Here is a 26,589-nt window from a genome sequence, read left to right on the forward strand (position 1 = left end):
GCGATCGCAAATCCCGCTTTAGCTGGAGATAATTGCGGATTGCCAAACCCAAACCACTGTGGCGCATTTTCAGCGAGTTTACCGCCTAAGCCATCTGAAGAATTTGCGATCGCAGCCGAGAGAATCGTTTTTTTGTTGCGATCGTAAAATAGCGATCGCAAAGATTCCACTTTGGCGGCATTAATTACGGTTTTCCTTGTTGGTGCATAGATTAGTTCAATATTGGTCGCATCTTTTCCTGCGGAGAATAAATTTTCGGGCTGAATTTCAATCGGAGCCACATTTTTTTTGAGTTCGAGCAGCAGATGTACTTTGTCCGCGATCGCATCTTTTTTAGTGAGACGCAATACATCCCGATAATAAAAATCTAAATGCCGCGCCGTAATTTTATTGATAACACTCTGCGGCTGTTTGTAAAGCTCTAGAAAAGCTAAAAATAGCGCTAAATGCGGAGGAGTATCGCCACTCTCGCTTTTTAGCAATTTCTCAATTGTGGATTGGGCAGGAAAAAAATTGCTCCAATTTCCAGATGGTGTTGAAGAATTATTGTTATAAAAATTAACGAATTCGGCAAATGCTTTAGTGAACTCCAATAGATCGGCAGTTGTCCGCTCATCCACATCGACAAACGGAAATTGTAACTCTTGTGGCAAGCGATCGCCTTGGCTCTGCCCGAGTTGATAGATGAGATTCTGGATGATATCTTGTTCAGCCATGTTACATTGCCAAATTTTGGGAAAAGGTAAAGATTTGCGACGCTTTGCCAATCTTTATGGGTTGTTATTGATGTTAAACGGATAAACGAGGTTGTAGCGCGAGTTGGTCGCCCGCACTCTATACTCCATCACGATGCTGATTTTGCCTTCATTTTCAGCCGTTGTATCCAATTCTAGTGACAACAGTTCGATTCTAGGCTCGTAGATCAAAATCGCAATTTTCACGCGATCGGTCAAATCTGTTTTGAGCGTGGTACTCAAAGGCTCAAACAGTATTTCTTGCATATTTAGCCCATATTTGGGATTGAAAATCCGTTCGCCGATCGCAGTCCCGAACAAGATTTTCAGACTAGATTGAATATCTTCCTCATCTGCGGTCATGACCACCTCACCCGTCGTCGGCAAAAATTCGGGCGGAAAGCTCCAGCCAGTTCCTAAAAAAGACGTATAAGCCAGTGTTGACATGACGGTTGATACTCCCTGTATATAAGATTTATCTAGTTGATTTGGACTACACTGCTTTCTAGTTTCATGCTGGCTCCACCTTTGGCACTTAGCGATGTACCCGATTCGAGTGTTAACTCAGTCGCCGCTTTTATAGCGATCGCTTTACTACTTTCGATTTTGATTCCATCTGAGTTCATCGTGATTTTGTTACCATTTTGGTCTTCAAGTTTGATTGCTTTATCCTCCTCACTTAACGTAAACTTATTGCCTGCTGGGGTTTCCAACTGGATTACTTTCTTCTCATCATCGAAAGAAAGTTTCATTTTCGAGCGGCTTTGATACACTTTTTGATGGTTGTCATCTGAACCTTGTAGTGGCGCAGCATTGGCACTGCTGTGAAGCATTCCTAGAATCACCGCCTGACGAGGATCGTCATTTAAGAATCCCAAAACTACTTCATCGCCAATTTCGGGGCGAAAAAAAAAGCCGCGCTCATCACCTGCATCAACAGCCGCTACCCTTGCCCAAGTTCCATCTTCCGCTGGATCAACTAAGGGCATTTTTACGCGCACCCGATGTTCGCTATCTGGGTCTTCATTACTAACCACCACGCCGATCTGTAAGCCATTCACGCTAGGTAGCAGCGCCGATGCTGATGGCGCAGAAATATGCTGTTCTTCCGCTAGCCATTTCTCGACATTGCCAAACTGAATGTGGGTTTTCCAACCTTGTACTAGGTCAAAGTCGTGACGAACCCCCGTCACAAATACCTTGCCATTGTAGCGATCGCCCACTCCGCTCAAAGTGACGATATCGCCCAGATTAACCGTGGCAAGACCTTCGCATTTGATCCGACCACTCACCTTGCTCATTTGGGATTTTAGCCATTGGGCATCTGCCCAAGCCTGTGCTTCTTCTTCACTAACAGCAATATGTTGCAGCCGATAGTAGTCCAATCCCACCACCGCTGCCAGATCGTCACTACTCAAGTTGCTAGGTGCAGCGAGATTAGGATTTGTTGCCTCTTTTTCCAGCACACTTTGTTGAGCGGCATCCCAAGTCAAACTTTTAACGGCAGTATATTGCAGACGGGCATCGATTTCTGCATCTAGTTCTAGAATCGTCGCCCCGAACTGGAGCGTACAGACTGGGGTGCTAGTGAATACAGGTGCTTTTACTTTTACGCGATCGCCATTAGTAAACACTAGCTTGCCGTTAGCCTCAGCTCGTGCCAATAGAAAATCCCAATCAGTGCTGTTATATTGCACCTGCTGCTTGTGGTTTACCGAGGTACTATCTACATCCGCACTAACTCCTGCCTTATCCAACAATGCGCTGATGATATCGCTGTCAGTTTGATCAAAGAAATAGGCATTCTTACGACCTACGGTTAGTTTTACGGCTTTATGGCGACACTCCACGATCAACTGAGGAGCAGTGTGATTTCGCACTTTCAACTGTTGACGAATGACAATACCTTTAAACAAGGAGACTGGATCGTTGCCAGTACCAGCTAAGATTTCAACTGCTTTACCAGGAATAAGCAGATCTGTATTACTCAAAGGAAAATCACTTGCCGCCGCAGATCCATCTAAATATATTAGGCGTGCAGCCGCAATCTTATTTACTGTTTTAACAAGATAAACTCCTAACAACTGATGCTCGCGTGACAAAACTGTGCCACCGACCTTAATGGTGAACTCTCGATGTTCGGCTGGAATGGGCAAAGTTCTGGTTTCTGGCATCACTACTTCTCCAAGGGGGGAAAGAAGAGTTTGCTGCCAGTGGTGAGGCAGCGGAAATTGTCAATCTGGTTAACACGGGCAACTTCCAGATAGTAATTGGGATCGCCATAAATGCGATCGCACAAACTAGGTAAAGTATCGCCCGCTTTGACTAGATGTAAGTGAGCGAGATCGGGCGATTGATTTTGGGCGATCGCCTGACTAGTTTTATCATCAGAGTTATCGGTAAAATTTGCCGTAATCACGGCGCGTAATGGAATGCCATCGGGCTTAAATAGCTTATAAGCGATCGAGGCACTTTTCAGGACACAGCGCTTAACTTGCAGTTTGCCCCATGTCACCTTCAGATAATTTGGTCTGTGAATGTTACCGTTGTAACCCGTGATTTTCTGAAACTCCTCTATCTTTTTCTGAACATCAATCAGGTTTCCATTCGCACCAGTGCCGTCAATAAAGAAGATGAGCGACAGATCCCCAGGTTTCAATTTCTTGAAGTTCATCCGACTGTTGGTCGTCCCAGAGCCTTGGGCGCTATCGTACTCCATTTCATAGGATAAAGTAATTTCATTTGGATTGACATAAGCCGAGAACTCGCCGATATGTGGCTCAGCATAATCAGGCTTATCAAAAGCCTTGATCATTAGTTTCTCCAATGTTCCCTTATTGCCCATGGTTTAACGCTCTTCCTTTTGTTTCAAAATGTCGAGTACCCTTTCCACACATTCATTGATAATGGTCTGCTTGTCCTCAGTAGCGTCAGGTGCAGATGCTGCACCACCTGACGCTTGGTTGGTGACTTCTACAGAAATGACAACTTCATCGACAACTATTGGCATGGTTTTATGCTTTGGTAGTACTGAACTGAATGAGTAGGCGATGCTTTTTGCGCCGTCAACTTTTTTACTTAACTAGAGTGAAATATTGGTAAAACAACTGTAAGCTTTCGATCACCACTGCATTATTGGAAGCATTGAGATCACTAATCGCCCATTTGGTGGGATAAGCTTTGACCACGTTCCATGTCAGCAAGGGTTGATGATTTTCATTTAAGAGCTTGATGAAGATGTCCTTGGGCTTGATCTCGTAATCTTCCAGACATTTGCGAATCCAATCGAGAATCTCGGAATTCACTAGCAATCCGCGTTTCAAAACTAACTCTGGGTATTTAGTGCGCGTGGGGTATTTCTGGATAAATCGATTTTCGCCACCTTCAGCGATTTCTTCAGTACCCATTTCTACCGATAGCCCGCTAACTTCAGTAAAGCAAACGTCATCAGCATTGACTTTTAGATCTTGCACCTCAACTTTAAAATGAAAGCCGACTGGTGGATAGTAGTTTTTCGCCATCAGAGATTCTCTACTACTAATCCTTCATGGGCAATTTCAATCGATTCGATCGCGACTTCGTTACCCATCGCTTTCAACTGTGGCCCTTCCAATTTTACGGGAAAAGCCCTGCTAACTTTCCAACTCATGACAGGTTCATGCTTTTCGTTCAACAAGCTGATCGTGAGATCTTTTCTGTCTACTAGGCTCAGCTTCATGCTGCTATTCAGCCATACAAAGAATTTGTTATCACTTTTCATGATGCCGCGCTTGAGGGTGATGTTGTTAAACTTCCGCAAACCTGGCATCTTGATCGAAGAATACTCAGGAAAATCACCTGACCGATATTCGATCATCTGATTCTCTTGGGTCAGTCCCGCCACTTCGGTGAAGCCAAGCTTTTCTCCACCGAAGTCAACACTAAAATGAAAAACTGGTAAAGGATATAGTTTATCTGCCATGATGCTTATCTCTTTTGAATTTGAGTTAGTTATGGATTAGTTGACAGGCGATCGTCAAGATGTCTGTAATTTGTGAGAGAACTTCAAGATGATGAACTCGGCAGGACGCACCACTGCCATACCAATTTCCACATTCATTCTCCCTTCGAGAATATCGATCGCAGTCATTGTAATCCCAAGTCCGCATTTGACAAAAAATGCTTCTTTGGGAGTTGCACCTGCTAGCGCACCTTCGCGCCATTTTTGGGTGAGATAGTTCTCGATCATGCCGCGCACTTTGACCCAAGTGTTGGCATCATTTGGCTCAAACACCGCCCAGTAAGTTGATTTCTTCACGGATTCTTCGACCACGCTAAAGAACCGCCGCACAGGAACATAGCGCCATTCATTATCGTTACCCGCCAATGTCCGCGCTCCCCATACCAGCGTTCCCTTACCCATAAAGGCACGAATCGCATTGATCGATTTACCCGTTGTCGCATCGACATTAAGACCATCCTGTTTGTCGTTGTCGAGTTTGATCACTGGCTCAATCACATTGGCAAGACTGACGTTGGCAGGAGCTTTCCACACGCCACGATTGCTGTCAGTTGCGGCATAAATTCCTGCTACAGCACCACTTGGAGGCAAGATCACGAAGTGTTCCTTTAAGATGCTTTTAACAAAATTGTAAAGTGCAGTATTCGATGTTCTAAAACTAGCAAGATTGGCAGCAGCAGGAGTAGCGGGAATGAAAGAGACAGATGGAGGAGAGGTATAGCCTGAACCGCCTGCGGTAATATTGATCGCATTAACTACACCACTAGCTAAAGTTACTGTCGCCGTCGCTTGCACTCCACCAGCAGGAGGAGCGGCAATATTCACAGATGGACTAGATGTATAGCCTGAGCCACTTGCGGTAATATTGATCGCATTAACTACACCACTAGCTAAAGTTACTGTCGCCGTCGCTTGCACTCCACCAGCAGGAGGAGCGGCAATATTCACAGATGGACTAGATGTATAGCCTGAGCCACCTGCGGTAATATTGATCGCATTAACTACACCACTAGCTAAAGTTGCTGTCGCTGTCGCTTGCACTCCACCAGCAGGAGGAGCGGCAATATTCACAGATGGACTAGATGTATAGCCTGAGCCACCTGCGGTAATATTGATCGCATTAACTACACCACTAGCTAAAGTTGCTGTCGCCGTAGAACCTGAACCTAGTGGCGGTGGAGTAACCATCACAGTAGTTTCATCATCATTTACATAAAAATTGAGAGTGGTTTTGAGAAACGGATAGTAAACTGCTCCGTACTTTAGGTAATTGCTACCAAAATAATCTCGGTTGCTCACAAGATAATTACTACTAGCGCCAGCAGTAGTTTCATCTAGATTTTTGTCGCCATTATAGAGATCAAAGATGGCAAAGCGATCGCGCAGATCATTGCATTGCTTCAGTACTGCCTGCACCAAAGTTGTGTACTCGGCTGTAGAGAGTTTCACCGCTTCGGGAATGATGATTAGGGTTGGTTCATCTTCCAGTCTCAACTCATTTAAACCTTTTGTTAACTCAGAGCTTTGAGGTTTGGTGGTGCTGTCTGACGGATAGTTTCCTACTGAAATGATGTAGCATTGACCTCCTCCATTATCGAAGAACATTTTAAGGCTGTAATACATTAAATAGTTCAGAGTTGGATCTGTAAATGGTGGATCAACTTTTAATCCACTTGAACCATCGTTGACAACCGTAATCGTCAGCGGATCTTCTTTTGGGTAGCCATAATAGGTCTCATACTCTTTCAAAGAATAGATCTTTGTGGGTTTGAGATTGAGATCGTTAGGCGCATTCCTGATTGCTTTTTGGGTATAGCCAATAAAAGCGGGGATCGCTGTTTCTACTTCTGCTACTGAAGGGGGAAAGACCGAAATTTCTTCGATGTAAACGTCTGGAGTTTTGTATGTTGGCATCGATTTGAACCTCTATGGTTTGGGTTTAGAAAGTTGAACGATCAGATTGGCGGTTGGGCGATCGGGACGAGGTTGTGGTAAATGGGAAATTAATGTAGTCCCATTTTTGCGTAACTCAATTTTCTGTCGAGCCTTTTCTTGGCGTTTTACAGCGTCAATCGGCGAACTAAATAGGACAATATTTGCATCACTATCACCTAGCTGACTGGATGGGATATCGTTTGCAGTAAAGGCATTGGGCAGAAATTTGGTAAAGCTAATCGGCGATTCTCCTTTATCGACAATAGATAATTGCGCGATGTCTCCATCGGAGTAATTTTGACCGATTACATAGTATTTCAGCGTCTCTTGCTTGGCGGTAAAGGCGATCGCAAATTCAGGAGGCTTAAATTCAGGAGGTCGAACAGCAGATGGAATTACAGGAGGAGGAGGGGGATAAAAACTATCTGCGATCGCAATTTCGATCACACCAAAAAGGTTTTGCTGCTGCAATTCGGGATCGAAGTAACAATCAGTCGTTTCTACATTGCCAGAACCAGACTCTTCAATGCGATAGAGACCTACAGCTTGATTTGTCCGTTTAAAGTCATAAGAAGCAGTCGTGCGATCGTTATCAACAGTATCCGTTTGCAGAACCTGACCATTGCGATCCTTGAGTGTAACGGTTACAGGTCGCGTGGCTTTCTTCAGTTCGTAGCTGAATAGATTCCCTACAAAAGTAATTGCTTGAGCCGCATCTAGTGTGTCAGGATTAGCAATATTTTTGTAGAGCGCGTGAGGCAACTTGAAATTGCTCAAGTCGGTAAAATTGCTGAAGAAAGGATTTAGCAGTTTTAGACCAAATCGAAGCGTCTTTCCAGCGAGAGAAACAACATTCTGACCAGTTTCATCTTGTTGAAACAAAACATACAATTTATCTTCGTATATTTTGGCTATCAGTTTACCGTTCTTGAGTAATTGGTTACTGTCAGCAGGAATAACAAAACTGAAATCTTTACAGATCTGACCTGTATAGTATTCATGAACTATATTGATCGTGAACAATGGATGGAACTGCATGGTCGTTTAGAGTCTTATAGACTCGACGATATTAACCAGACAATCGACTGAACTTATTATGAATCATAATACTCAATCATTGGGTTATTGGCTGTGAAGATTTGTGTATATTTCCATGATAGGAGGCTGAATAACTGCGGGAACCATACTCTGAAGAGATACCATGCGTACTTTATAGATAACGCATGGCAGTTGTTTTGCACCGATAAAAGCCCATACTTGGTTCAATTGCTCGTAACTGAGCGATTGTAGCTCCATTGTCAGCTTTTCAATACTTGGATCGAGGGCGGGATATTCTGCCGAGGTGAAAGCAGGATGGGATTGAAAAAACATCAGCACGTGAGAAATACGTTTTAGAGCCTCACCATACATCTCATTACTGTCATTGGCTGCGAAGATCACATGTATGTTGAGTTTGAGTTCAGGCTCCAGTACAACATGTTGTCCATTTTTATAAGTGTGATCGGGAGTTTGAGCCTTGAAAATGCGATCCTCTTCTATATTGATGATAGAAGAGGCGATTTTATTTATAAGAATATATTTACCATCGTCACCGACTAATTTACTCATCTTCACAAATTCTCCATCATCAGGTGGAGTCATCTGAGTAGATAAGTAAGTATTCAATTCAGAGGTGAGAAACTTCAGCGCAATATCCAACATATGGGTATGCCGATTTTAGCTTTACATCAAGATAATATCATAAGTAATTTATCTTCAAAATTTTTAGAATTCATTCCCATACCAAATCCTTAATCCCCACACGGCAACTAAGAGAACTAATAAAATAATATCGCGCGGTAAAAATTTGAGCGGATTCCAAACGACAATGTGAGTATTGGGAGTGGTAAAACCACGTACTTGCATGGCACTTGCAGTTTGTTCGGCGCGGATAAACAGATTATCGATTAATCTCTCTGCAAGGATTAGCCAAATTTGGGTGGTGCGTTTAAAACCCAGTCTTTTCCAATTAATCGAACGTGTTCGCATCGCCCTGCCGAGATTCTGTACTTCTTCTAAGACCAAAGGCACAAAACGGAGCGCAAGGGTTAGAGTGAGGACAATTTCGACAACAGGAACTTTGAGTAATTTTAATGGAGACAAAATGGATGCGAGTGCAGCGGTAATTTCTTCAGGAGCGGTAACTAACAAAAATAGAGTTGGCGCATATAAATAAGTGAAAATCAATGTGCAGACCCGTACGCCTAAGTCTAGAGATCTGCGAGTAATTGTGATACTGCCAGCTTTCCAAACCACATAACTATAGGGGGTTGGTTGAGGCAGTTTGAGCGTTAGCGGTGAGGCGCTCAGAGCTTTTTCGGGTGTGACATTTACTTCAGGGATCGGGCGACGAGGCTGGATATTTGCATTAAACCCATCTGGGGAAAAAGTGGCGATCGCTAAAGTCATAAAGGCAAGCAGTAGCAAAATCCCCATTTGCTGTTTCCAAACCCGCATCGGAATTTGTGAAGCTAGGGTCAGAATGATTAGTAAAACCGCGATCGCAATCCGCCAAGGCTCATTAGCTTGAATCGGCGACAATAAAAAGGTGAGTAGTCCAAACAGTTTGATGCGTGGATCGAGTCGATGGAGCCATGTAATCGGCTGTTCGAGGTAAAGTCCGATAGGAAGCGATCGCAGTATATCCACTATGTTCTGATATTTTTCGGGAATTTCATTCTAGCAATTTACAATATAGCAAAGATTAAACCCAGAAAAGAGAGGCGGCGCTTCGCGCCGCCTCTCTTTTCTTTAGATCGGAGCGCTGTCAGCAGAATAAACAGCAACGGGAACGCGCTTAAATGCGGGTGTGCCACAACGCTCATCAATGGGAGCACTGAAAATAGCGTTGACTTCAGGATAAAACATCAGTGCTGAGCCTTCACGAATTTGTCCATAGATGATTTCCACCTCTTCCATTTTGCCAGCATTTCCTTTTACCGTAACAGTTTGATGCTCTCGAAAACCTGCGCGATCGCCATCGGTACGATTCATCAAAATGCAATTGCGGTGTGGCATCCCACGATAATAATCACCATCCTTATAAACGACAGTGTTATGTTGGGAATAGCTGCGACCAGTGCCAAGGACAAGTACGATCGCCTTGGTATGCTCAGGTATATCAAAACTGGAGAGCGTTGGTAAATCTAGTTTTGGCAAGGGTGTGACAAACATATGTGCTTTACCCGATGTGGTCGGAAATTTGGGCGTATGGAAGATGCGGTTGGCGATCGTAAATTCTTGATTGCTATGATCAATTTCGCCAATTTTCTCGTAACTGGGGATGGTCTTGGCGATTAGTTGACGGATATATTTTGTGTCTTGGAGCGATCGCCAATTGACGACATCATCACCATGCAAGCGATCGGCAAGTTCTGTTAGAAATTCAACTTCTGAGATTAATTCTGTGCCTTCCCGTTGACTGAGATGGGATGTCCCCTCATCATTTAGGCGAACAAAATTATTGCCAGATTCAGTTGTGGTTTTGTGCGGATTTTCAAAACGGGTAAAGACAGGCAGAATTAAGGTGTTCTCTTTAGCCAGTCCATGAAAATGTCCGAGATTAGGCTTTGTAGAAATATAAATAACGGTTTCGATATTACCTAGAGCGCGTTTAGATTGAGTTGAATCAGGATTTGCGGCGTAGATATTGCCCCCAAGACAAAGTAGCGTATCAATCTGATGGCGATCGCTTGCTTCGATCAGGGCGCGAGTATCATAGCCTTGAACTCGACTGAGAGGTCGTTGCAATAGTTTCTCTAAAGCTTGCATAATCTCTTCTTTGAGAATAATTGTCACCCCCATCGAGCCGAATCCTTGCACATTAGAATGGCCACGAATCGGCATTGTCCCTGCACCTTCTTTACCCGCATTACCCGTCAAGAGTGCAGTATTGGCAATACTAAACACATTATCCACAGCATTTGAATGCTGCGTAATGCCCATCGCCCAAGCGAAGATCACCCGTTGCGAAGTCCCAATCATCTTTGCCGCAATTTCGATTTCCTCGCGTGAGACTCCACAAGTATTCAGAATCTCTAACCAATCTAGCGATCGCACCTGTTCGATTACTGCTTCCCAATCTTCCGTATATTGCTTAAGAAAGTCATAATTAACGAGATTATTCTCAATTAGTGCCTTTTGAATCCCTAAAAAGACTGCCGTATCACTACCTGAAATGGGCTGAATATAATGAGAGGAAATATCTGAGCCTTTGAGAAAAGATTTAATCGGATAAGCAGGAGAAGCGAATTTAACTAAGCCAACTTCGATCAGAGGATTGATAATAATCACTTTACCGCCGCGATCGCGCAGTTTAATCAATTCATTCATCAATCGCGGGTGGTTTGCAGGCGTATTGGAGCCAATCATTACGATACAATCGCTTTGCTTTAGATCGGCTAGGCTGACCATCGATGTCCCCGATCCAAACATTTGCTTTAAACCAACTGTTGAAGGTGCATGACAAAGATCGGAGCAGTCAGCAAGATTATTCGAGCCAAGCGATCGCATCAGCAATTGCAACAGATAAGCGGCTTCATTTGATGATCGTCCCGAGCTATAGGATGCGAGGCATTCTGGCGATTTCTGAAAAGCTTTAGTGACAATTTCATATACTTCTGTCCATGTGATCCGTTCGTAGCGATCGCTATTAGCCCGTTTAATGACTGGGAAACTCAAACGCCCTAAGCGATCGGCTTCCAATGAGCTTAATTTTTGCAATTCCAAAATTGGGTAACGCTCAAAAAAATGATTAGGAATCGGTTCCATTAACTCCGATGCGATCGCTTCCACGCTTTTAGCACAGCGCTGCAAATTCTCTTCATCTTCATTCTGAAATCCGCCTTTTTGTCCACCCGTTCCCCATGCACAGGACAGACAAGCACTTTTATGCAATAGTGTTTTCCAAAGTAATCCACCCTTCAGATCCAGTGTCTTTTCTGCCCAATAACCAATTACGGGAAAGCCTCCGCCCATCTGTGGTTGATTACCTGAAGATGCGCTCGTTGTTTCTAAAGGTGTTAATTCAGCCATGTTTTTGTGAAAAAGCTGTAGCTCAGACAAATATCTTGACAAAAATCTTACACGATATCTTAAGGGTTCATAGGTATTAGGAGATTTAGAGCATCTTTATTCTATATTCGCGAATTGAGAATATGGCAACTCTAGCACAAACCACATCTCCAGATAAGTATCAGTCCCTTGCGTGTTCTCAGAAACACAGCTTATCCTGATCGCTTGAGCGTCACGGCAAAAGTGCTACCCTTGCCGACTTGACTAATTACGTGAATGCTACCTTCCATCTTCTGGACTAATTCATTGGCGATCGCCAGCCCTAGTCCCGTCCCAGAAATATCGCCATCCGCTTGCCTACCGCGAAAACTGCGTTCAAATAGCCTTGGTAAATCGGCATCAGGAATTCCTACACCTGTATCTTGAACATAGATATAAACTGTGTCAGGCTTCACATCCGCACCTAGTAACACATAGCCACGTTCAGGGGTGTACTTAAGTGCATTCTCAACCAAATTACCGATCGCTTCTCTTAGTCCTGATTCATTACCTAATACTTTAGGTAAATGAGATGGAATATTGGATAGAAATTGAATATTGCGATCTTGAGCGATCGCACTGGCAAAATTAGCGATCGCATCCAAAATTCCGTTTAAATTTACAGGGGCAAGATCTATAGTTGCCGCAGGTAATAGGGCTTTTTCATGTTCAGCTTGCGGTAGTAGCAATGGTTCAGGGCGATCTGCTTCATTAAGCAGATCTTGAATATGCTGAGTCTCGCGCAAAATCCCCGTTACAAATTTTTGATTAGGATCTGACTCAACGATACGCCGTGATAAAAGTTGAGCAAAAGTGCGAATTGCTGTTAGGGGATTGCGAAGTTGATGTAATAAAGAAGCAAAAAAATTGCTTTGCTCTTCATAATGGCGCTGTTGGTTAGCGACTAACCATTGATTGCGACGATCTAAAGCACAGGCGATCGCTAAAGTATTAGCAATTTGTTGAATTTGCAATTGTTCATATTCCTGCCAGTCGCGATCGTCTCGTCCCGTCATCAAAAAGCCTAAAATCGCTTCTTCATACATCAATGGCAATATAAAGCGGCGTTGTCTTACTAGACCACTACTTCCCATAGCCAACGGTAAAGTCTCAGAAAAAGCTTCTGGCAAAGCCATCACCCCATCTTCAGGAAACACGGCAACCTCAATTAGATTTGGCGGCATCCCATCAGCAATATTTTCGGTGATATAGATAGCACTAGCGACTGCACCCAAACTTTGGGTCAGTAATATAATTTGCGATCGGGCTAGGGCTACTAAGTCAGGGCTGGCGGCAAGCATGAAAGGAAATTGATGATTTTTAAGGAGTAAATCTTAGTATATAGCGATCTCTAACTTTGAAAAGCGAAGGCAAGCTTTACATGACTTTGCTTTTCTAGAAATGCTAATATCTTCAGCAATTAATGGATATGATCCGACATTCTCGGTACTTATGAAAAAATCATCATTAGCCCTTCTCAGTAGCCCTGCATTATTGGCATCTTTTTTGCTGTCAGTCTATCCTGCACAAGCCAATACCAACCAAAGCCTTGACATCAAAGATAGCGATCTTTATATGTCATCGGTTGTAATTACAAAGCCAGCCCCAACTCCCGATTCAAACAGCCAATCTCAAGACGATCGCACCAATATCCTAACCAGCGATCGTATTGGCGATCTCGCCATTAGCCAGAGAGGCTGTGATTGTATGGGATGTCGTCGATCAGTCGTAGATGTTTTCTTGCAATAACAAAAGGTCTGCTTTGCGTCACTTTAGCTTAACAAAAAGCAGAAATGTCATGAAATGTCATTTCTGCTTTTTGGGTTTTAAGAACTGCGATCGCAATGAACCTTTGTGGGGTGCGCTCAGTTAAGATAAAAGAAGTCATCTTAATGGAAATAAGCCAATATGCGCTTGAGTGAAGTTACGCATCCTAACCAATTGCATGGTCTAACGATCGCCCAATTGGAGTCTATAGCTCGTGAAATTCGGCAAAAACATCTAGAAACCATTGCCGCCACAGGAGGACATCTTGGTCCTGGGTTGGGCGTAGTTGAACTGACACTAGGTTTATATCAAACCCTAGATTTAGATCGCGATAAAGTTGTTTGGGACGTAGGGCATCAAGCATATCCACATAAGCTGATCACAGGACGTTACAACCGCTTTCATACATTGCGTCAAAAGGACGGTATTGCAGGTTATCTCAATCGTCGCGAAAGTGAATTTGACCATTTTGGCGCAGGGCACGCATCAACGAGTATTTCGGCGGCTCTTGGTATGGCGATCGCCCGTGATTTACAAGGCGACAATTTTAAGACTGTGGCGATCATCGGTGATGGCGCATTAACAGGCGGTATGGCTCTAGAAGCAATTAACCACGCTGGACATCTTCCCAAAACTAATTTATTAGTTGTCCTCAATGACAATGAAATGTCGATTTCGGCAAACGTTGGCGCAATTCCTCGTTATCTAAATAAGATGCGTCTCAGCCCACCGATGAAATTTCTCACCAATAACCTTGAGGAGCAGATTCGCAATATTCCTTTTGTTGGTGAACAAATCAGCCCTGAAATCGAGCGCATCAAGGACAATGTCAAGATTTTGACGATGGTGCAAAATAAGCTGGGAGCCGTATTTGAAGAACTTGGCTTCACTTATATTGGACCCGTCGATGGTCACAATCTGCGCGAATTGATCGATACCTTTAAAATGGCGCATACCCTAACTGGTCCCGTTATGGTTCACGTTGCGACTACTAAAGGTAAAGGCTATAGCTATGCTGAAGCCGATCGCGTTGGCTATCATGCTCAAAACTCATTTGATCTGACTACGGGTAAAGCTAAAACTTCAGCTTCGACCAAACCCAAGCCTCCTAGCTATTCCAAAGTATTTACCGATACGCTGATCAAACTTGCTGAGCATGATAAGCGTATCGTAGCAATTACGGCCGCAATGTCTACTGGTACTGGGTTGGACAAGTTCCAAGCTCAACTGCCCAATCAATTTGTCGATGTCGGTATTGCTGAGCAACATGCTCTTACAGTTGCAGCAGGTTTAGCCTGTGAGGGAATGCGCCCCGTCGCCGCGATTTATTCCACTTTCTTGCAACGAGCCTTTGACCAGATCATCCATGATGTCTGTATTCAAAACTTACCTGTATTCCTCTGTTTAGATCGTGCAGGTATCGTCGGTGCAGACGGTCCAACACACCAAGGCATGTATGACATTGCCTACCTGCGTTGCATTCCCAACATTGTGCTGATGGCTCCTAAAGATGAAGCTGAAATGCAAAACATGATCGTCACTGGCGTTACACATAAAGGTGCGATCGCTATGCGCTATCCTCGCGGCAATGGGATGGGCGTGCCATTGCAAGATGAAGATATCGAGCCATTACCAATCGGTAAAGCGGAGGTATTACGTGAAGGTAAAGATGTCTTACTACTTGCCTATGGCTCGATGGTCTATCCTTCGATGCAAGTTGCAGAACTGCTGAATGAGCATGGGATTAGTGCCACAGTCGTAAATGCTCGATTTGCTAAACCTTTGGATACAGAACTAATCGTACCGCTTGCAAAAAAAATCGGTAAAGTGGTTACCGTTGAAGAAGGTTGTCTGATGGGCGGATTTGGTAGCGCTGTTCTCGAAGCCTTGAACGATGAAAATATCCTCGTTCCTGTCTATCGGATTGGTGTTCCCGATCTTCTGGTCGAACATGCTTCACCAGAGCAGTCATTTAATTCCCTTGGTCTATCCAGTGGTCAAATCTGCGATCGCATTCTCAACCAATTTGCTTTTAATAAGCAACCTGCAATTAGTAGTTAACTGATGTTACGTAGAACAAAGATCGTCATAATGTTTCCATGTCATCTTAAGAGAGGATTTGGAGACCAAATCCCTACATATTTGTAAAGGTAGGGGCTTGGTCTCCAAGCCCCAATCTCAGTGTTCCACGTAACATCAGTAGTTAAATAAAAAAGGCGGCGCAATGCGCCGCCTTTTTATGTTGTGGTTAGCGAGTTGCTAAAAAGTATATCGAAGAGCGCTCTACAGGATTAAGACTGTAGTCTAGAAAAACTACGTCACTAAAACCAATGCGTGTTAGCAAAATTTTGATTTCTTCGGGTGTGTAATAGCGTATCCGCATCATGGTTAGCTCAGAATAAGGACGCTCCGACTGAATTTTCCAAGTCCCTTCCATCCATGCATCAAGTTCTTGTGAACGAGTCAAGTCCGGGAATTGAATCAGTGCCCTGCCATTTGGTTTGAGAATACGATAAAACTCATGAAAGAAAGTCACAGCATGAACCTTCTCAATATGTTGAATACATTCGATTGAATAAATGAAAGTTAATGACTGATCAGGAATAATCTTCAGATCTAATCCAGAACTTCTGACATAAGAAACATTCTTGACCTCACGATTGAGTTCCTCAGCAACTCTAACGATCGCTTGACTAACATCCACGCCGATCGCACGTTTACAAAAATGACCGACGGCTCCAACAATCAGCCCATGACCACAACCAAACTCTAGAACCTCGTCATCTGGTTTGATCACTTTAGCCAAAACATCGTTAGCGATCGCGGCACGAGAAATACGAAGTTGGGAAAGTAATTCTTCATATTCTCCAGGCAGAAAATAGAACTTGTTTTTAGGATAAAGATAGTGAGGCGAACTGCTGAGAAATTTTTTAGTTAAAAATGCACGGGTTGAACTCCCTCCCATTTTCCACATTAAGTCAATCAATCCATTCCATCTTAGATAATCATAATCTCCTTTTTCTGATTTTAATGGTTTGAACAGAAGATTATAGATATCAGTAATAAACTTAATTGAGCGTAATTTTTTGATATTGATTAGCTGCATACTTCTGATCCTTTATCCTAAAAACTATGAAGTAGTAGTGAGAATTTTAGTGTGATTGTACCAGAGTCAATCTCAATTTTGGTTTTAAGTACTTGTGCAAAATAAACAAAATTCCCAAAAAGTAAATGGGACACAAAGTGTCATATTTACTTTTTGGTTTTATGGATTTTTAGGTCTTACGATACCAAACACTGAAGTGTAACCATGTAGAAATGTCGTGCCACCGACAGGTCCAATTTCGCCAGAGCAGAAAAAGCCCCCAAACGGAATTAAGCCAAGATGTTTTTGCAAGATCTCAGAGTCAAAATTTGGCTTTCCATATAGCCTCTCGCCTCGTCCCATACAGGAAAACATTAAAGCTGCCGTTGCTGAGACATTGGGAGCCTCTAAGTTCAATTGATTGGAGTAATTGATCAGAGATTCTTCTAAGTCCTCCGCCGAGGCTTTGCCATCACGTAAATGTAGTTGAATTCTCTGCCCAGGTCGCATCCGATCGCCAACAGCGATCGCCCCCGATCTAGGATCAACGCCAATAATATTACGAATCAAGAAATCGCCCTGTGATGGATTTGCCTTAAACTCATTCATCACTACGCCTATAAATAGCGAGTGCTGAGCGAGTTCGCGATCGCTTGGGTTTAAATCGCCCACAGTATCTTGTAATAGACTCAGAGGCGGCTTTCCCTCCAGTCCCAAAATTAAATTACGTTCACATTCAGAAACCTGCAAAATTTTGCCAATGGGACGACAACCTTGAGAAACCACAGGATCAATGGTCACATCTCCCCATAGAGCCACACCTAAAAGCCCTGTGCGATACAGCTTATATTTGCCTTCTTCATGAAAACAAAACAGTGCATTTGCCCCCATGCCGCCACTACTAGCCAAGCCACCAACTTTTACTGCATTTGGGTAAGCAAAATCTAACCCTTGAATTAAGTCATTAATCGGAAATGAGAATGGATCGCCAACCAATACAAAACTAGGCGAAACTGCGGGGTCCACATCCGTTAGTTTTTCCCAGAGATCAGGAGGGCTATCGAGATCTGGTAACTGATTATCATCGAGGTGAAATACTTTTGCTTCCGCATTGGGTAAATGACCTACAAGTAATGCGATCGCAGGTTTATCTTCAAACTCCTGTCCATTACCAACAATCCCCCCACCAGAGCAACCAATTAATTTTTGGATCGGCAATTTCTCCGCTAGCAATGGTAATAAGCGCGGATAGTCGCTAGCAAATGCTGTAGAAACAAACAAAAAGCCTAAATCAAGCGATCGATCGCCCATCAAAGCAAATATTTGCTGTGACAGATCTTGCACCGCAGCTTCCAAAGATATTTTTGTCGAAAGACTAGTAACCCACTTCATAGACCTAGCCGTACACCAACTTTACTTCCAGACATTTCTTTATAAATTGCTCTAAAGGCTTTTAGGTAAGTACCTCGGCACAACTAAAAAATCAGAGTCAAAATACTTACCGCCCGCGCAGTGGGCGGCAAGTATTTTGGGATTTTATATTCAATTGTGCCTACCCACTTAAAACCCAAATATTTAATCTTTGTATCTAAGCTTTTTTGTGCTTAATATCTAAGCATAGTATCTTAGCTTACCTTGCAGCGACCTAATTCCGATATTTTCTACATCTGTGTAGGTAGCAATTCTCCTTATGAAGCTAATTTAGGGATTCGCTCGCGTCACACAAGTTAAAACATAAAACCCCACCAAATGTTTAGATGTAGTGCTTCTCGCCATATCTAACTAGTTAAGACATAAAACCCAAAAGAGAGTTGCTGCACAAAGCACAGCAACTCTCTTTTGGGTTTTATGATTACAGCAATATTTTTGGGCTTTCAACGCCTACGACGCTAGCAGCCTGTCGGGGACCCAAAAAGATTTCTTATAGGGTTCAGCACAGCGTAACGCACTCTCGAACTTTGACATTGCGTTACGCTATGGCTAACGCTCCCTACAGTAAAGCTTGATTTGGCATAGCTCTTGATTCTCCGACAGGCTGCTAGAAAGCCCAAAAATAGGTTTTAATGAAAGTCCGCCGTGGGCGGACTTTCATTAAAACCTATTTTTACAATGAGAATTGCTGTTTATCTAGCACAAGACTTGGTAAGGCGCTGAAATCACAGTAAAATAATTTCGGTCACTGTCCAAAAGACAAGTTGACAAGTTTAAGTTATATATAGTTTACAAACTTTACAAATACGTTACCGATACATTTATAAAAGACAAATTAACGGAGAAAACAACATGCAGGATGCAATTACCAGCCTGATCGGTGCTTATGATGCAACTGGTAAATATTTTGATCGCGATGCCATGGATACCCTCAAATCCTTTTTTGCAACTGGCAACGCCCGCTTAGCCGCTTCTTCGGCAATCACCGCTAATGCAGCATCGATTGTGCGCAAGGCTGGTTCACAATTATTTGAAGAAGTTCCCGATTTGATCCGCCCAGGTGGTAACGCATACACAACGCGTCGTTTTGCAGCTTGCCTGCGTGACATGGACTACTATTTGCGCTATGCCTCCTATGCTCTAGTTGCAGGTAACAATGATGTCCTCGACGAAAGAGTATTGCAAGGCTTGCGCGATACTTATAGCTCTCTGGGAGTGCCAATTGGTCCAACTGTGCAAGGTATTCAAATCATGAAACAGGTTGTTATGGACTTAGTGGGCGAAAACGCTGACTGGTTAGCAGCGCCTTTTGACTATATGAGTCGCGAACTTAGCGAAAAGAATATCTAATCAAAAACAAAGGAGCGCTTCGCGCTCCTTTGTTTTTGGTATTCAAAATGATTTAAGATTGTTACTAAATCGAACAAGCTCGATCTAGATCTAGGAGAGAATTTAAATATGGCTTTAGTACCAATGCGCCTGCTGCTCGATCATGCAGCTGAAAACGGATACGGCATCCCTGCATTTAACGTAAACAACATGGAGCAGATCCAGTCGATCATGCAGGCTGCTAATGAGACCAACAGCCCTGTGATCTTACAAGCTTCTCGTGGCGCACGCAATTATGCGGGCGAAAATTTTCTACGTCACTTGATTTTGGCTGCTGCCGAAACCTATCCTCATCTCCCCATCGTGATGCACCAAGATCACGGTAATGCGCCTGCAACTTGCTTCTCGGCAATTCAAAATGGCTTTACCAGTGTGATGATGGATGGCTCATTGGAAGCTGATGCTAAGACACCTGCTAGCTATGAGTACAACGTGGAAGTTACTTCTAAAGTTGTCGAAGTTGCCCATGCTTTCGGCGCAAGCGTTGAAGGTGAACTAGGTTGCTTAGGCTCTCTCGAAACTGGTAAGGGTGAAGCTGAAGACGGGCATGGTTTTGAAGGTGCTTTAGACCATTCCCAACTTTTGACCGATCCTGATGAAGCTGCTGACTTTGTTGAGCGTACTCAGGTTGATGCTCTCGCAGTAGCGATCGGTACTAGCCACGGTGCTTATAAGTTTACTCGCAAGCCTACTGGCGAAATCCTTGCCATCAGCCGTATTGAAGAAATTCATAATCGCTTGCCTAATACTCACCTTGTTATGCATGGTTCTTCTTCAGTTCCTGAAGATTTACTTGCCTTGATCAATGAGTTTGGTGGCGCTATTCCTGAAACCTACGGTGTACCTGTTGAAGAAATTCAAAAGGGCATCAAGTGTGGTGTGCGTAAGGTCAACATCGACACCGATTGCCGTCTTGCTATCACTGCTGCGGTACGTGAAGCTTTGTTCAAGAATCCTAAAGAGTTCGATCCTCGCCACTTCCTCAAGCCATCGATCAAGTACATGCAAAAAGTATGTGCCGATCGCTATATCCAGTTTGAAGCTGCTGGACAAGCTGGCAAGATCAAACAAGTTAGTATTTATGACTTTGTTCCTAAGTATGCCAAGGGCGAATTGAAGCAAGTTAGCCGCGAAGTTGTTAAGGCTTAGACTTTAAAAAGCCTCGCTAGCGAAGCTTTTTTACACAAAACACAAAAATAAGGGGCGCAATGCGCCTCTTATTTTTTTGATAGCATTGCTATAGTTGCAGTAAGTATCCAAACAAACCTTGCTCATGACTTCTTCTTCGTTTTCTGTTGCTGAGCCAAATAAAGTAAATCCATCCAAAAAGCCAAAACTTTTGGTAGTTGATGATGAGCAAGATAACCTTGATTTGCTATATCGTACCTTTCGCAAAGAATTTACGGTGTTTCGAGCTGATGGTGGGATTAAAGCACTAGAGATTTTGGAAAAAGAAGGGGAAATGGCGGCGATTATTTCCGATCAGCGAATGCCTGAGATGAATGGAACTGAGTTTCTCAGTCGTACTGTTTCGGATTTTCCTGATACGATGCGAATTGTCTTGACGGGATATACAGATATTACGGATCTGATCGATGCGATCAATTCAGGTCAGGTTCATAAATATATTACGAAGCCTTGGGAGCCTGACCAGCTTAAGTTGGTTGTGAAAGAGGCGACCCATAGCTATGATCTGCTTAAGCAACGTTCTGAGGAGTTAGTCCGATCACAAGCTCATAATGCTCTGTTGTCAGTAATTGTGGCGATCGCTCAGAAATCCAACCAGATCTCTGGATGTGTGCTGCCTTTAGCTGATGCATTTTGGCAAAATTTTGGTGCAGATGGAGCGATCTTGCAGTTGGTTGAGCATGGTACTTTGATCGATACTCAAGCTATATGTGGTGATTATCTTTGGAATTTGGCTACCGATCCTTTAGTGCAAACGGCGATCGCCTCGAAAAAGTCACAAATTTCTCTGTCTCCAAATCAACAAGATGATCCAGATCAACCATGCAAAACTAATTTGGCGATCGCAATTACTTTTCGCGAAGAGATTTTAGGCATATTGTCGATGCGTTGGCGCAAGGCAAATGCTCTGAGCCACGATGATGTTGTAGTAATTCAGCAATGTGCTGATGAAGTAGCACTTGCCCTAACCTGTATTCGTTATTATGAAAGACTTTGAAACTCTTCTGGCTTTAGCGATCTCGATCGCCAACCAAGCCCATGCAGGACAACTGGACAAAGCAGGAAAGCCTTACATTTTGCATCCGTTAACGGTGATGGCGCAGATGGATACGCGCGAAAGTAAGATTGTGGCGGTTTTGCATGATGCGATCGAGGATTCCGATCTAAAAATCGAGGATTTGGTCAAGCAAGGTTTTCCTGAATTTATTACTGAGGCGATCGCTGCGATTACCAAAGTTGAGGGTGAGCAATATGAAGATTATATTTTGCGGGTGAAATCGAATGCGATCGCCCGTAAAGTCAAGATTGCCGATGTGACTCACAACATGAATATCAGTCGGATTTCCAATCCTACAGAAAAAGATTTTCAGCGTTTAGAAAAATATAAAATAGTGCTCCAAAAATTGTTGTAAGTAAGTAAGCGAAATCAAATAGCGCAAATTCAAGATAGTTTAAAACTGGCTTTGAGAGAGGGTTTGCTACGCAAACCCTCTCTCAAAGCCAAAAAGGCAAAAGCCTTGCTTAGCAGGGCTTTTGCCTTTTTTGTTTATAAATTTTGTAAGTTTAACCCGAACTGACTTTAATACCAAATCACAAAATGGCTACGCCATTTTGTGATTTTAAATCCAGTAATGGATTTATTTTTTAATTCGCAAAAGTGTCGTCACATTTTTGTGGATTCGTATAACTAGAGTGAATACAGCTATAAATCCCTTACTGGATTTGGGTTTTAATTTCCGAAAATACCACTAAGTTTTCGCTTATTGGCGTCAATAAGAATCTGTGACGAAAATCACATGGTTACTTGACGAAGATCGCAAAAAGTTTCTTAAAATACATAGAAAATCAATATTGTTAATTTCAGTTAGCGCTTAGGAAATTATGAATATATCTATTAAGTCCGCGATCTCTACAATTGCGATCGCCACATTTCTATCGATGGCTTCCAGCGCGATCGCTGCTCCAGAAGCTTTTAAAACGAGCAAAGGTCACGTCATAGTGACAGGTTTAAAACCTACACAAAGATATCAAATCAGAACTCTGAGTGCTCAGGATAAACCAGGCACACGCCAAGACAAATCAGCCAATAGTTGTGGAGAAGTTGTAGTTGAGAAGGCTGCTAATTACAAAACTTTGGTTGTGGGTACGTTAACTATCGATCCTGCGACTTTACCCACTAAAACTTACGATAAATGTAAGCCCAAAAGTGGTAGCTCAACAATGCAGCCTACTGGTGTTGTGCGAGCAAATACGCCAGAGCCTTAGTAACCTCAGTTCAGTTTGAGGTTACTAAATTTACAAGGTAAAAAGCAAAAGCCTCGCACAGCAAGGCTTTTGCTTTTTACCTCAGCTTTTTTAAAAACTGCCCACACTGAGAGGAACCCAATCGCCATTGGTTGTTAAGCCCAAAAACATTGACTCTTGCGATCGGATCGATTTGCCTGTAAGGGCGCAAAACTCATTTCTCTGAGCTGTAGCTGTGACACTTGCCCGAATTTGTTCTGGTGAGATCAGCTTCTGCGTCGGTGATATTTGCCTCTGATCAATGTAATCCCACAAGACACCTCGGATTAGAGCCTGATAGCCTTGCCCTCCAGCCAATTCCTTGAGCTTTTCCTTTAACTCGCGCTCTAGGCGAATGCTGGTAACTTCCATCTCAGTAGTCGCAGGGCTTTGGTGTAGTGTCTGCATAAATATTTCTCCTAGTTAGTTTACAAACTTAGATATCTATGTTTATACTACAAGTGTAGTATGAGTATCTCAAAAATTCCAAGTACATTCCCATGAAATTCTATTTGTCCATCGGTCAGCATCAGATTAGATATCCCCAAGTTTGGCGGCGAGCCAATTCCTTGGCAATATCTGGCTTTGCGATGACCATTTTTGGCAGAGATGCGATTGGGATTTGTGGCGATATTTATGGTGATATTTCTGGCGATCTCGGAAATTTAGCATCTTCTGAACATTCAGCAAAACAAAGCTTGCAGATAGATAATCTCAGCAGTATTAGCAGCTTTAATGCATTTATTAATCCAGAAACATACCCACTAAGCGGAGGGTACAGGCGCATTGCTGTACCCATGTAACGAATAGACAATTCAGTCTTTCGCCCCCGCTTTCATAATCAAGAAAGCGGGGGTATTTTTTTTGAAACGTGAGGAGAGTCCAGTGCAATCTATAAACCAATATGAACCAGAAGTATTGAGGCAATCGGTAGTCGTGTTTTCGCAAAACTACCTGCCAGTGAGCCGTATCAATATCAAACGGGCGATCGCTTTGCTAGTCACAGGTCGCGCCGAACCCTTGGAACTAATGAGCCAACAAACTTGGCAAGTTGTTTCCCCCAGACTCGTCCTGCAAGTGCCAGAACATATCCGTCTGACGCTGACCAAATCAGAACGATTTTGGCGAGTTCCACCCGTCGCCCGTAGAGAAATTTTGCGTCGTGACAATCACACTTGCCAATATTGCAGCAGTACCAAAAAGCTGACGATCGATCACGTTATTCCACGCGCTAAGGGTGGATTGAACACTTGGGAAAACGTCGTCATTGCTTGTGAACCTTGCAATAACCGTAAGGGAAATCGCACACCTCACGAAGCCAATATGACTTTGCTGACTAAGCCTAAAGCCCCGATGCATCCTACCGTTGCCTTTGCAGAACAATTCTGGAGATCGCAACAAGAAATAAACAGTGGATAGCGATCCATATAGCGATTTTCAAGTTGCCTAAGGCAAGTTGAAAATCGCCCTCATATATAGAGTGGTATATTCTGGAGAATCAATCCCAATGTTGAAACTCACTTACACTGAAGCTGGATTGTACTTAGAGAGATTAGATATCTCCTTAGAGGAGTTTGTCATAAATCGGATGTTGCTCAGCTTGCGTTCTGGCTTGTCCATCCATATCGAATCCAGTCGAGCAGCATTTCTATTAACTGCGGATGTTGTGGATTTATTGCTACTAAAGTCCGTCATGTCCGATCGCCTCTCTAATAAGCTTAGTGTGGATAGAGTTGACGATCGCTATGTTGAGGTTTGCTTTAGCGGTACTTGGATTTCTAGCGATCTCTGTGCTGAGGAAGGAACTCTAGTGACTGCTTTAGGCGATCGCGTTGAGTTCTATTTGCACAAGCTCTGGAAGATCAGCGAGTCCACTTTGACATTCGCAAATTGACATAAGGAAAGATACTGAATTCCTTGCTCTTATAGCGCTTTGCGCTCAAACCCAAACCAAGAAAATTTTTAAAAGCGTTGCGAAGCAACGCTTTTAAAAATTTTCTTGTGGTTCGTTCGATCAAGAATTGCTGCAAGAACTTTTCAAAGAGAGTCAGAATTATTTTAAAAAACTACTTGACAACCGTGTAGCATACATACTACAAATATACTACGAGGCGATTGCAAAAGCCTCCGAACCTTGACAACTAAATAATCATCACAAGCTCAAAACTGTAAAAACATCACTCTTAGTAGCTCAGTTGGTAGTAGCGCCTGTTTGAAGAGCAGGAGGTCGTCAGTTCAATTCTGACCTAAGGGGCTTATTCCAAATCATGTGAAGTGTAACTACACTTCACATGATTAAAATCATTACCCAGTAGGGTTTTGAAACTGGGATTATTGCCTTGTAGCTCAGTGGTAGTAGCGATCGCCTGTTCAGCGAGAGGTCGTAGGTTCAATCCCTACCAAGGCAGTTGGTATTTTTTTGCTCCTGTAGCCCAATGGAAGAGGCGTTCGGCTTAGAACCGAAGCGTTGGAGGTTCAAATCCTCTCAGGAGTATTGAATAAATGCAGAGCAAAACACTGCATTTATTCTCTTTTCCAGGTGTGGCGCAGAGGTAGCGCGGCTGCTTTGGGAGCAGAAGGTCATAGGTTCAATCCCTATCACTTGGATACAGCGCTATGCGCTGAAATCAATGCAAGAAAAACTTGCTTCGCAAATTTTTCTTGCATTGGGAAAGCTATGCAGGGATGGAGCAAGGGAGGCTCTTGAGACTCATAACCTCAAAATCGGCAGGTTCAACTCCTGCCTCTGCAACTAATTTCTCAGCAATTACTGATCAAACGATCCACTAGAAATTTTTTGAAAGTGTTGCTTCGCAACACTTTCAAAAAATTTCTAGGTTTGAGCGCAAAGCGCTGTAAATCAATTTTGCTGATGTAGCTCAATTGGCAGAGCGTCTGTCTTTTAAACAGGGGGTTACGGGTTCAATTCCCGTCATCAGCATCAGATCTTTGATGGGTGTACTTGTTGACATATCCATTACCAATTAATTCAGGAGAACGATCATGTTGCATTTTTACTCGCCAGATTTCTTGAAAATTTTTTACTTCATTATCAACTTTCAAAATTCCGTTATTAGATATTTGAGATTATGAGCGAACATCGGCTAGAAGAAATTGTGATCGAACGCCCGCGTGGTGGTATGAGACAAAGCTCTCGCAGATTAAAAGGTGTGCAAAAGAAACTCGATCGCTTAACCCTTGAAGCTAGCGAGGATGGTTTACTCAGTCCCTACTTAATCAAAGTGAGACAGAAAACCAAATATTTCTCCGATCATCTGGCTCCATTACGGCGATTTTTGCGATCGCATGTTGGTCAACCTTGGGATTTGGTGTATAGCGAACTATGCGATCGCCTAGACCAAAGAACTGTGACTGGACAGCATGTGGTTACACATCTCTGGCAGTATGTGGAACGCTATGTCGAAATCGTCGATGGCAAGCCTTACCGTAAGCCATATCAACCTCGCTACCTTGATGACAGCTGTTTTGACAGAAGGTATGACAAATTTTATGTTCATCCTGAAACATGGCTGCTATGTGAAGCAAAGCTATCCAAGTAAACAGAGTGAGTGCTTTGCACTCACTCTGTTTACTATTTTGGGAATGTCGCCTAATGGAGGGGCATCGATCTTCTAAATCGATCTGTGTAGGTTCGAGTCCTACCATTCCTGTTTTTGCGATTTAAT

26 protein-coding genes, 7 tRNA genes and 1 pseudogene are annotated in these 26,589 nt (G+C 43.2%); 18 read left to right on the top strand and 16 right to left on the bottom strand.

The window, feature by feature from the left end; all coding sequences use genetic code 11:
* The 13 genes and pseudogenes from APA_RS19900 to APA_RS19960 all read right to left on the bottom strand — a co-directional run.
* A pseudogene (locus APA_RS19900) lies at positions 1-716 on the bottom strand (hypothetical protein); the annotation flags it as partial.
* Between the two features lie 54 nt (positions 717-770).
* A complete protein-coding gene (locus APA_RS19905) occupies positions 771-1,181 on the bottom strand; it encodes a GPW/gp25 family protein (RefSeq protein ID WP_201323983.1) in 411 nt (136 codons plus the stop codon).
* A gap of 32 nt (positions 1,182-1,213) precedes the next feature.
* Positions 1,214-2,908, bottom strand: coding sequence for a type VI secretion system tip protein VgrG (gene vgrG / locus APA_RS19910; RefSeq protein WP_201323984.1), 1,695 nt, complete (start codon positions 2,906-2,908; stop codon positions 1,214-1,216).
* Between the two features lie 2 nt (positions 2,909-2,910).
* Positions 2,911-3,549 carry a hypothetical protein gene (locus tag APA_RS19915; protein ID WP_236579910.1) on the bottom strand — a complete coding sequence of 213 codons (639 nt, stop codon included), beginning with the start codon at positions 3,547-3,549 and terminating at the stop codon, positions 2,911-2,913.
* A gap of 33 nt (positions 3,550-3,582) precedes the next feature.
* Entirely contained in the window at positions 3,583-3,744 is a 162-nt protein-coding gene (locus tag APA_RS19920) for a DUF5908 family protein (RefSeq protein WP_201323986.1), read from the bottom strand.
* Positions 3,745-3,808: 64 nt separating this feature from the next.
* Positions 3,809-4,255: a phage tail protein gene (locus APA_RS19925; RefSeq protein WP_201323987.1), complete on the bottom strand. Its 447-nt coding sequence runs from the start codon at positions 4,253-4,255 to the stop codon at positions 3,809-3,811.
* Entirely contained in the window at positions 4,255-4,695 is a 441-nt protein-coding gene (locus tag APA_RS19930) for a phage tail protein (RefSeq protein ID WP_201323988.1), read from the bottom strand. Before APA_RS19930 ends, APA_RS19925 begins: the two co-directional genes overlap by 1 nt.
* A gap of 54 nt (positions 4,696-4,749) precedes the next feature.
* On the bottom strand, positions 4,750-6,648 hold the full coding sequence (locus APA_RS25310) for a phage tail sheath C-terminal domain-containing protein (RefSeq protein ID WP_236579911.1): 1,899 nt from the start codon (positions 6,646-6,648) through the stop codon (positions 4,750-4,752).
* 12 nt (positions 6,649-6,660) lie between these two features.
* Positions 6,661-7,707: a hypothetical protein gene (locus APA_RS19940; RefSeq protein ID WP_201323989.1), complete on the bottom strand. Its 1,047-nt coding sequence runs from the start codon at positions 7,705-7,707 to the stop codon at positions 6,661-6,663.
* A gap of 84 nt (positions 7,708-7,791) precedes the next feature.
* Positions 7,792-8,370 (bottom strand): DUF4255 domain-containing protein, encoded by a 579-nt coding sequence (locus APA_RS19945; RefSeq protein WP_201323990.1) that lies wholly within the window; start codon positions 8,368-8,370, stop codon positions 7,792-7,794.
* Between the two features lie 63 nt (positions 8,371-8,433).
* Positions 8,434-9,357 (bottom strand): energy-coupling factor transporter transmembrane protein EcfT, encoded by a 924-nt coding sequence (locus APA_RS19950; RefSeq protein WP_201323991.1) that lies wholly within the window; start codon positions 9,355-9,357, stop codon positions 8,434-8,436.
* Positions 9,358-9,459: 102 nt separating this feature from the next.
* Positions 9,460-11,742 (bottom strand): FdhF/YdeP family oxidoreductase, encoded by a 2,283-nt coding sequence (locus tag APA_RS19955; RefSeq protein WP_201323992.1) that lies wholly within the window; start codon positions 11,740-11,742, stop codon positions 9,460-9,462.
* A gap of 191 nt (positions 11,743-11,933) precedes the next feature.
* A complete protein-coding gene (locus tag APA_RS19960) occupies positions 11,934-13,061 on the bottom strand; it encodes a cell wall metabolism sensor histidine kinase WalK (RefSeq protein ID WP_201323993.1) in 1,128 nt (375 codons plus the stop codon).
* A gap of 100 nt (positions 13,062-13,161) precedes the next feature.
* Between APA_RS19960 and APA_RS19965 the strand changes: the two genes are divergently transcribed.
* Together APA_RS19965 and dxs are read left to right on the top strand one after the other, a co-directional pair.
* Positions 13,162-13,509, top strand: a complete 348-nt coding sequence (locus tag APA_RS19965; RefSeq protein ID WP_201323994.1) for a hypothetical protein — start codon at positions 13,162-13,164, stop codon at positions 13,507-13,509.
* Positions 13,510-13,668: 159 nt separating this feature from the next.
* A complete protein-coding gene (dxs, locus tag APA_RS19970) occupies positions 13,669-15,588 on the top strand; it encodes a 1-deoxy-D-xylulose-5-phosphate synthase (RefSeq protein WP_201323995.1) in 1,920 nt (639 codons plus the stop codon).
* Positions 15,589-15,775: 187 nt separating this feature from the next.
* Here dxs and APA_RS19975 read toward each other — a convergent pair whose 3' ends face one another.
* Positions 15,776-16,633, bottom strand: coding sequence for a class I SAM-dependent methyltransferase (locus APA_RS19975; protein ID WP_201323996.1), 858 nt, complete (start codon positions 16,631-16,633; stop codon positions 15,776-15,778).
* Positions 16,634-16,792: 159 nt separating this feature from the next.
* On the bottom strand, positions 16,793-18,004 hold the full coding sequence (locus APA_RS19980) for an FIST N-terminal domain-containing protein (protein WP_201323997.1): 1,212 nt from the start codon (positions 18,002-18,004) through the stop codon (positions 16,793-16,795).
* 891 nt (positions 18,005-18,895) lie between these two features.
* Between APA_RS19980 and apcB the strand changes: the two genes are divergently transcribed.
* The 5 genes from apcB to APA_RS20005 all read left to right on the top strand — a co-directional run bounded on the left by apcB (position 18,896) and on the right by APA_RS20005 (position 22,885).
* Positions 18,896-19,393, top strand: a complete 498-nt coding sequence (apcB, locus tag APA_RS19985) for an allophycocyanin subunit beta (protein ID WP_201323998.1) — start codon at positions 18,896-18,898, stop codon at positions 19,391-19,393.
* Between the two features lie 108 nt (positions 19,394-19,501).
* Entirely contained in the window at positions 19,502-20,581 is a 1,080-nt protein-coding gene (gene fba / locus APA_RS19990; protein ID WP_201323999.1) for a class II fructose-bisphosphate aldolase, read from the top strand.
* 124 nt (positions 20,582-20,705) lie between these two features.
* Complete coding sequence (locus tag APA_RS19995) at positions 20,706-21,617, top strand: response regulator (protein WP_201324000.1); 912 nt, start codon at positions 20,706-20,708, stop codon at positions 21,615-21,617.
* Complete coding sequence (locus APA_RS20000) at positions 21,604-22,032, top strand: HD domain-containing protein (protein ID WP_201324001.1); 429 nt, start codon at positions 21,604-21,606, stop codon at positions 22,030-22,032. The genes APA_RS19995 and APA_RS20000 overlap by 14 nt, the downstream gene beginning before the upstream one ends.
* 469 nt (positions 22,033-22,501) lie before the next feature.
* A complete protein-coding gene (locus APA_RS20005; RefSeq protein WP_236579913.1) occupies positions 22,502-22,885 on the top strand; it encodes a hypothetical protein in 384 nt (127 codons plus the stop codon).
* Between the two features lie 90 nt (positions 22,886-22,975).
* Here the strand turns inward: APA_RS20005 and APA_RS20010 are convergent, their stop codons facing one another.
* Positions 22,976-23,311: a hypothetical protein gene (locus APA_RS20010; RefSeq protein ID WP_201324002.1), complete on the bottom strand. Its 336-nt coding sequence runs from the start codon at positions 23,309-23,311 to the stop codon at positions 22,976-22,978.
* Positions 23,312-23,403: 92 nt separating this feature from the next.
* On the opposite strand from APA_RS20010, the gene APA_RS20015 reads away from it, so the two are divergent.
* The 11 genes from APA_RS20015 (at position 23,404) to APA_RS20065 (ending at position 26,574) form a co-directional block, all read left to right on the top strand.
* A complete protein-coding gene (locus tag APA_RS20015; RefSeq protein WP_201324003.1) occupies positions 23,404-23,706 on the top strand; it encodes a hypothetical protein in 303 nt (100 codons plus the stop codon).
* An 82-nt stretch (positions 23,707-23,788) separates the two neighbouring features.
* Positions 23,789-24,322 (top strand): HNH endonuclease, encoded by a 534-nt coding sequence (locus APA_RS20020; RefSeq protein WP_201324004.1) that lies wholly within the window; start codon positions 23,789-23,791, stop codon positions 24,320-24,322.
* Positions 24,323-24,410: 88 nt separating this feature from the next.
* A complete protein-coding gene (locus APA_RS20025; RefSeq protein ID WP_201324005.1) occupies positions 24,411-24,797 on the top strand; it encodes an alr0857 family protein in 387 nt (128 codons plus the stop codon).
* Between the two features lie 286 nt (positions 24,798-25,083).
* Positions 25,084-25,157, top strand: a tRNA-Phe gene (locus tag APA_RS20030).
* Between the two features lie 81 nt (positions 25,158-25,238).
* Positions 25,239-25,311, top strand: a tRNA-Asn gene (locus APA_RS20035).
* A gap of 13 nt (positions 25,312-25,324) precedes the next feature.
* Positions 25,325-25,397 (top strand) — tRNA-Leu (locus tag APA_RS20040).
* A gap of 41 nt (positions 25,398-25,438) precedes the next feature.
* Positions 25,439-25,510: transfer RNA gene (locus tag APA_RS20045), tRNA-Pro, on the top strand.
* Between the two features lie 72 nt (positions 25,511-25,582).
* A tRNA-Met gene (locus APA_RS20050) sits at positions 25,583-25,654 on the top strand.
* Between the two features lie 117 nt (positions 25,655-25,771).
* A tRNA-Lys gene (locus APA_RS20055) sits at positions 25,772-25,844 on the top strand.
* A gap of 148 nt (positions 25,845-25,992) precedes the next feature.
* Positions 25,993-26,463, top strand: coding sequence for a hypothetical protein (locus APA_RS20060; protein WP_201324006.1), 471 nt, complete (start codon positions 25,993-25,995; stop codon positions 26,461-26,463).
* Positions 26,464-26,502: 39 nt separating this feature from the next.
* Positions 26,503-26,574: transfer RNA gene (locus APA_RS20065), tRNA-Arg, on the top strand.
* The last annotated feature ends 15 nt before the right edge of the window (positions 26,575-26,589 follow it).

Origin of the sequence: Pseudanabaena sp. lw0831, assembly GCF_016584665.1 — a bacterium.
In the GTDB taxonomy this organism is placed as follows: domain Bacteria; phylum Cyanobacteriota; class Cyanobacteriia; order Pseudanabaenales; family Pseudanabaenaceae; genus Pseudanabaena.

Bases quoted from the DNA above. Each gene is read 5' to 3' on its own strand.
- APA_RS20060 (WP_201324006.1), top strand. From the start codon at position 25,993: ATGAGCGAACATCGGCTAGAAGAAATTGTGATCGAACGCCCGCGTGGT.
- APA_RS19930 (WP_201323988.1), bottom strand. From the start codon at position 4,695: ATGGCAGATAAACTATATCCTTTACCAGTTTTTCATTTTAGTGTTGAC.
- APA_RS20015 (WP_201324003.1), top strand. From the start codon at position 23,404: ATGAAATTCTATTTGTCCATCGGTCAGCATCAGATTAGATATCCCCAA.
- APA_RS19905 (WP_201323983.1), bottom strand. From the start codon at position 1,181: ATGTCAACACTGGCTTATACGTCTTTTTTAGGAACTGGCTGGAGCTTT.
- APA_RS19915 (WP_236579910.1), bottom strand. From the start codon at position 3,549: ATGATCAAGGCTTTTGATAAGCCTGATTATGCTGAGCCACATATCGGC.
- apcB (WP_201323998.1), top strand. From the start codon at position 18,896: ATGCAGGATGCAATTACCAGCCTGATCGGTGCTTATGATGCAACTGGT.
- APA_RS25310 (WP_236579911.1), bottom strand. From the start codon at position 6,648: ATGCCAACATACAAAACTCCAGACGTTTACATCGAAGAAATTTCGGTC.
- APA_RS19995 (WP_201324000.1), top strand. From the start codon at position 20,706: ATGACTTCTTCTTCGTTTTCTGTTGCTGAGCCAAATAAAGTAAATCCA.
- fba (WP_201323999.1), top strand. From the start codon at position 19,502: ATGGCTTTAGTACCAATGCGCCTGCTGCTCGATCATGCAGCTGAAAAC.
- APA_RS20005 (WP_236579913.1), top strand. From the start codon at position 22,502: ATGAATATATCTATTAAGTCCGCGATCTCTACAATTGCGATCGCCACA.
- vgrG (WP_201323984.1), bottom strand. From the start codon at position 2,908: ATGCCAGAAACCAGAACTTTGCCCATTCCAGCCGAACATCGAGAGTTC.
- APA_RS19975 (WP_201323996.1), bottom strand. From the start codon at position 16,633: ATGCAGCTAATCAATATCAAAAAATTACGCTCAATTAAGTTTATTACT.
- APA_RS19940 (WP_201323989.1), bottom strand. From the start codon at position 7,707: ATGCAGTTCCATCCATTGTTCACGATCAATATAGTTCATGAATACTAT.
- APA_RS20025 (WP_201324005.1), top strand. From the start codon at position 24,411: ATGTTGAAACTCACTTACACTGAAGCTGGATTGTACTTAGAGAGATTA.
- APA_RS19965 (WP_201323994.1), top strand. From the start codon at position 13,162: ATGCTAATATCTTCAGCAATTAATGGATATGATCCGACATTCTCGGTA.
- dxs (WP_201323995.1), top strand. From the start codon at position 13,669: ATGCGCTTGAGTGAAGTTACGCATCCTAACCAATTGCATGGTCTAACG.
- APA_RS19945 (WP_201323990.1), bottom strand. From the start codon at position 8,370: ATGTTGGATATTGCGCTGAAGTTTCTCACCTCTGAATTGAATACTTAC.
- APA_RS19920 (WP_201323986.1), bottom strand. From the start codon at position 3,744: ATGCCAATAGTTGTCGATGAAGTTGTCATTTCTGTAGAAGTCACCAAC.
- APA_RS19925 (WP_201323987.1), bottom strand. From the start codon at position 4,255: ATGGCGAAAAACTACTATCCACCAGTCGGCTTTCATTTTAAAGTTGAG.
- APA_RS19980 (WP_201323997.1), bottom strand. From the start codon at position 18,004: ATGAAGTGGGTTACTAGTCTTTCGACAAAAATATCTTTGGAAGCTGCG.
- APA_RS20000 (WP_201324001.1), top strand. From the start codon at position 21,604: ATGAAAGACTTTGAAACTCTTCTGGCTTTAGCGATCTCGATCGCCAAC.
- APA_RS20010 (WP_201324002.1), bottom strand. From the start codon at position 23,311: ATGCAGACACTACACCAAAGCCCTGCGACTACTGAGATGGAAGTTACC.
- APA_RS19960 (WP_201323993.1), bottom strand. From the start codon at position 13,061: ATGCTTGCCGCCAGCCCTGACTTAGTAGCCCTAGCCCGATCGCAAATT.
- APA_RS19955 (WP_201323992.1), bottom strand. From the start codon at position 11,742: ATGGCTGAATTAACACCTTTAGAAACAACGAGCGCATCTTCAGGTAAT.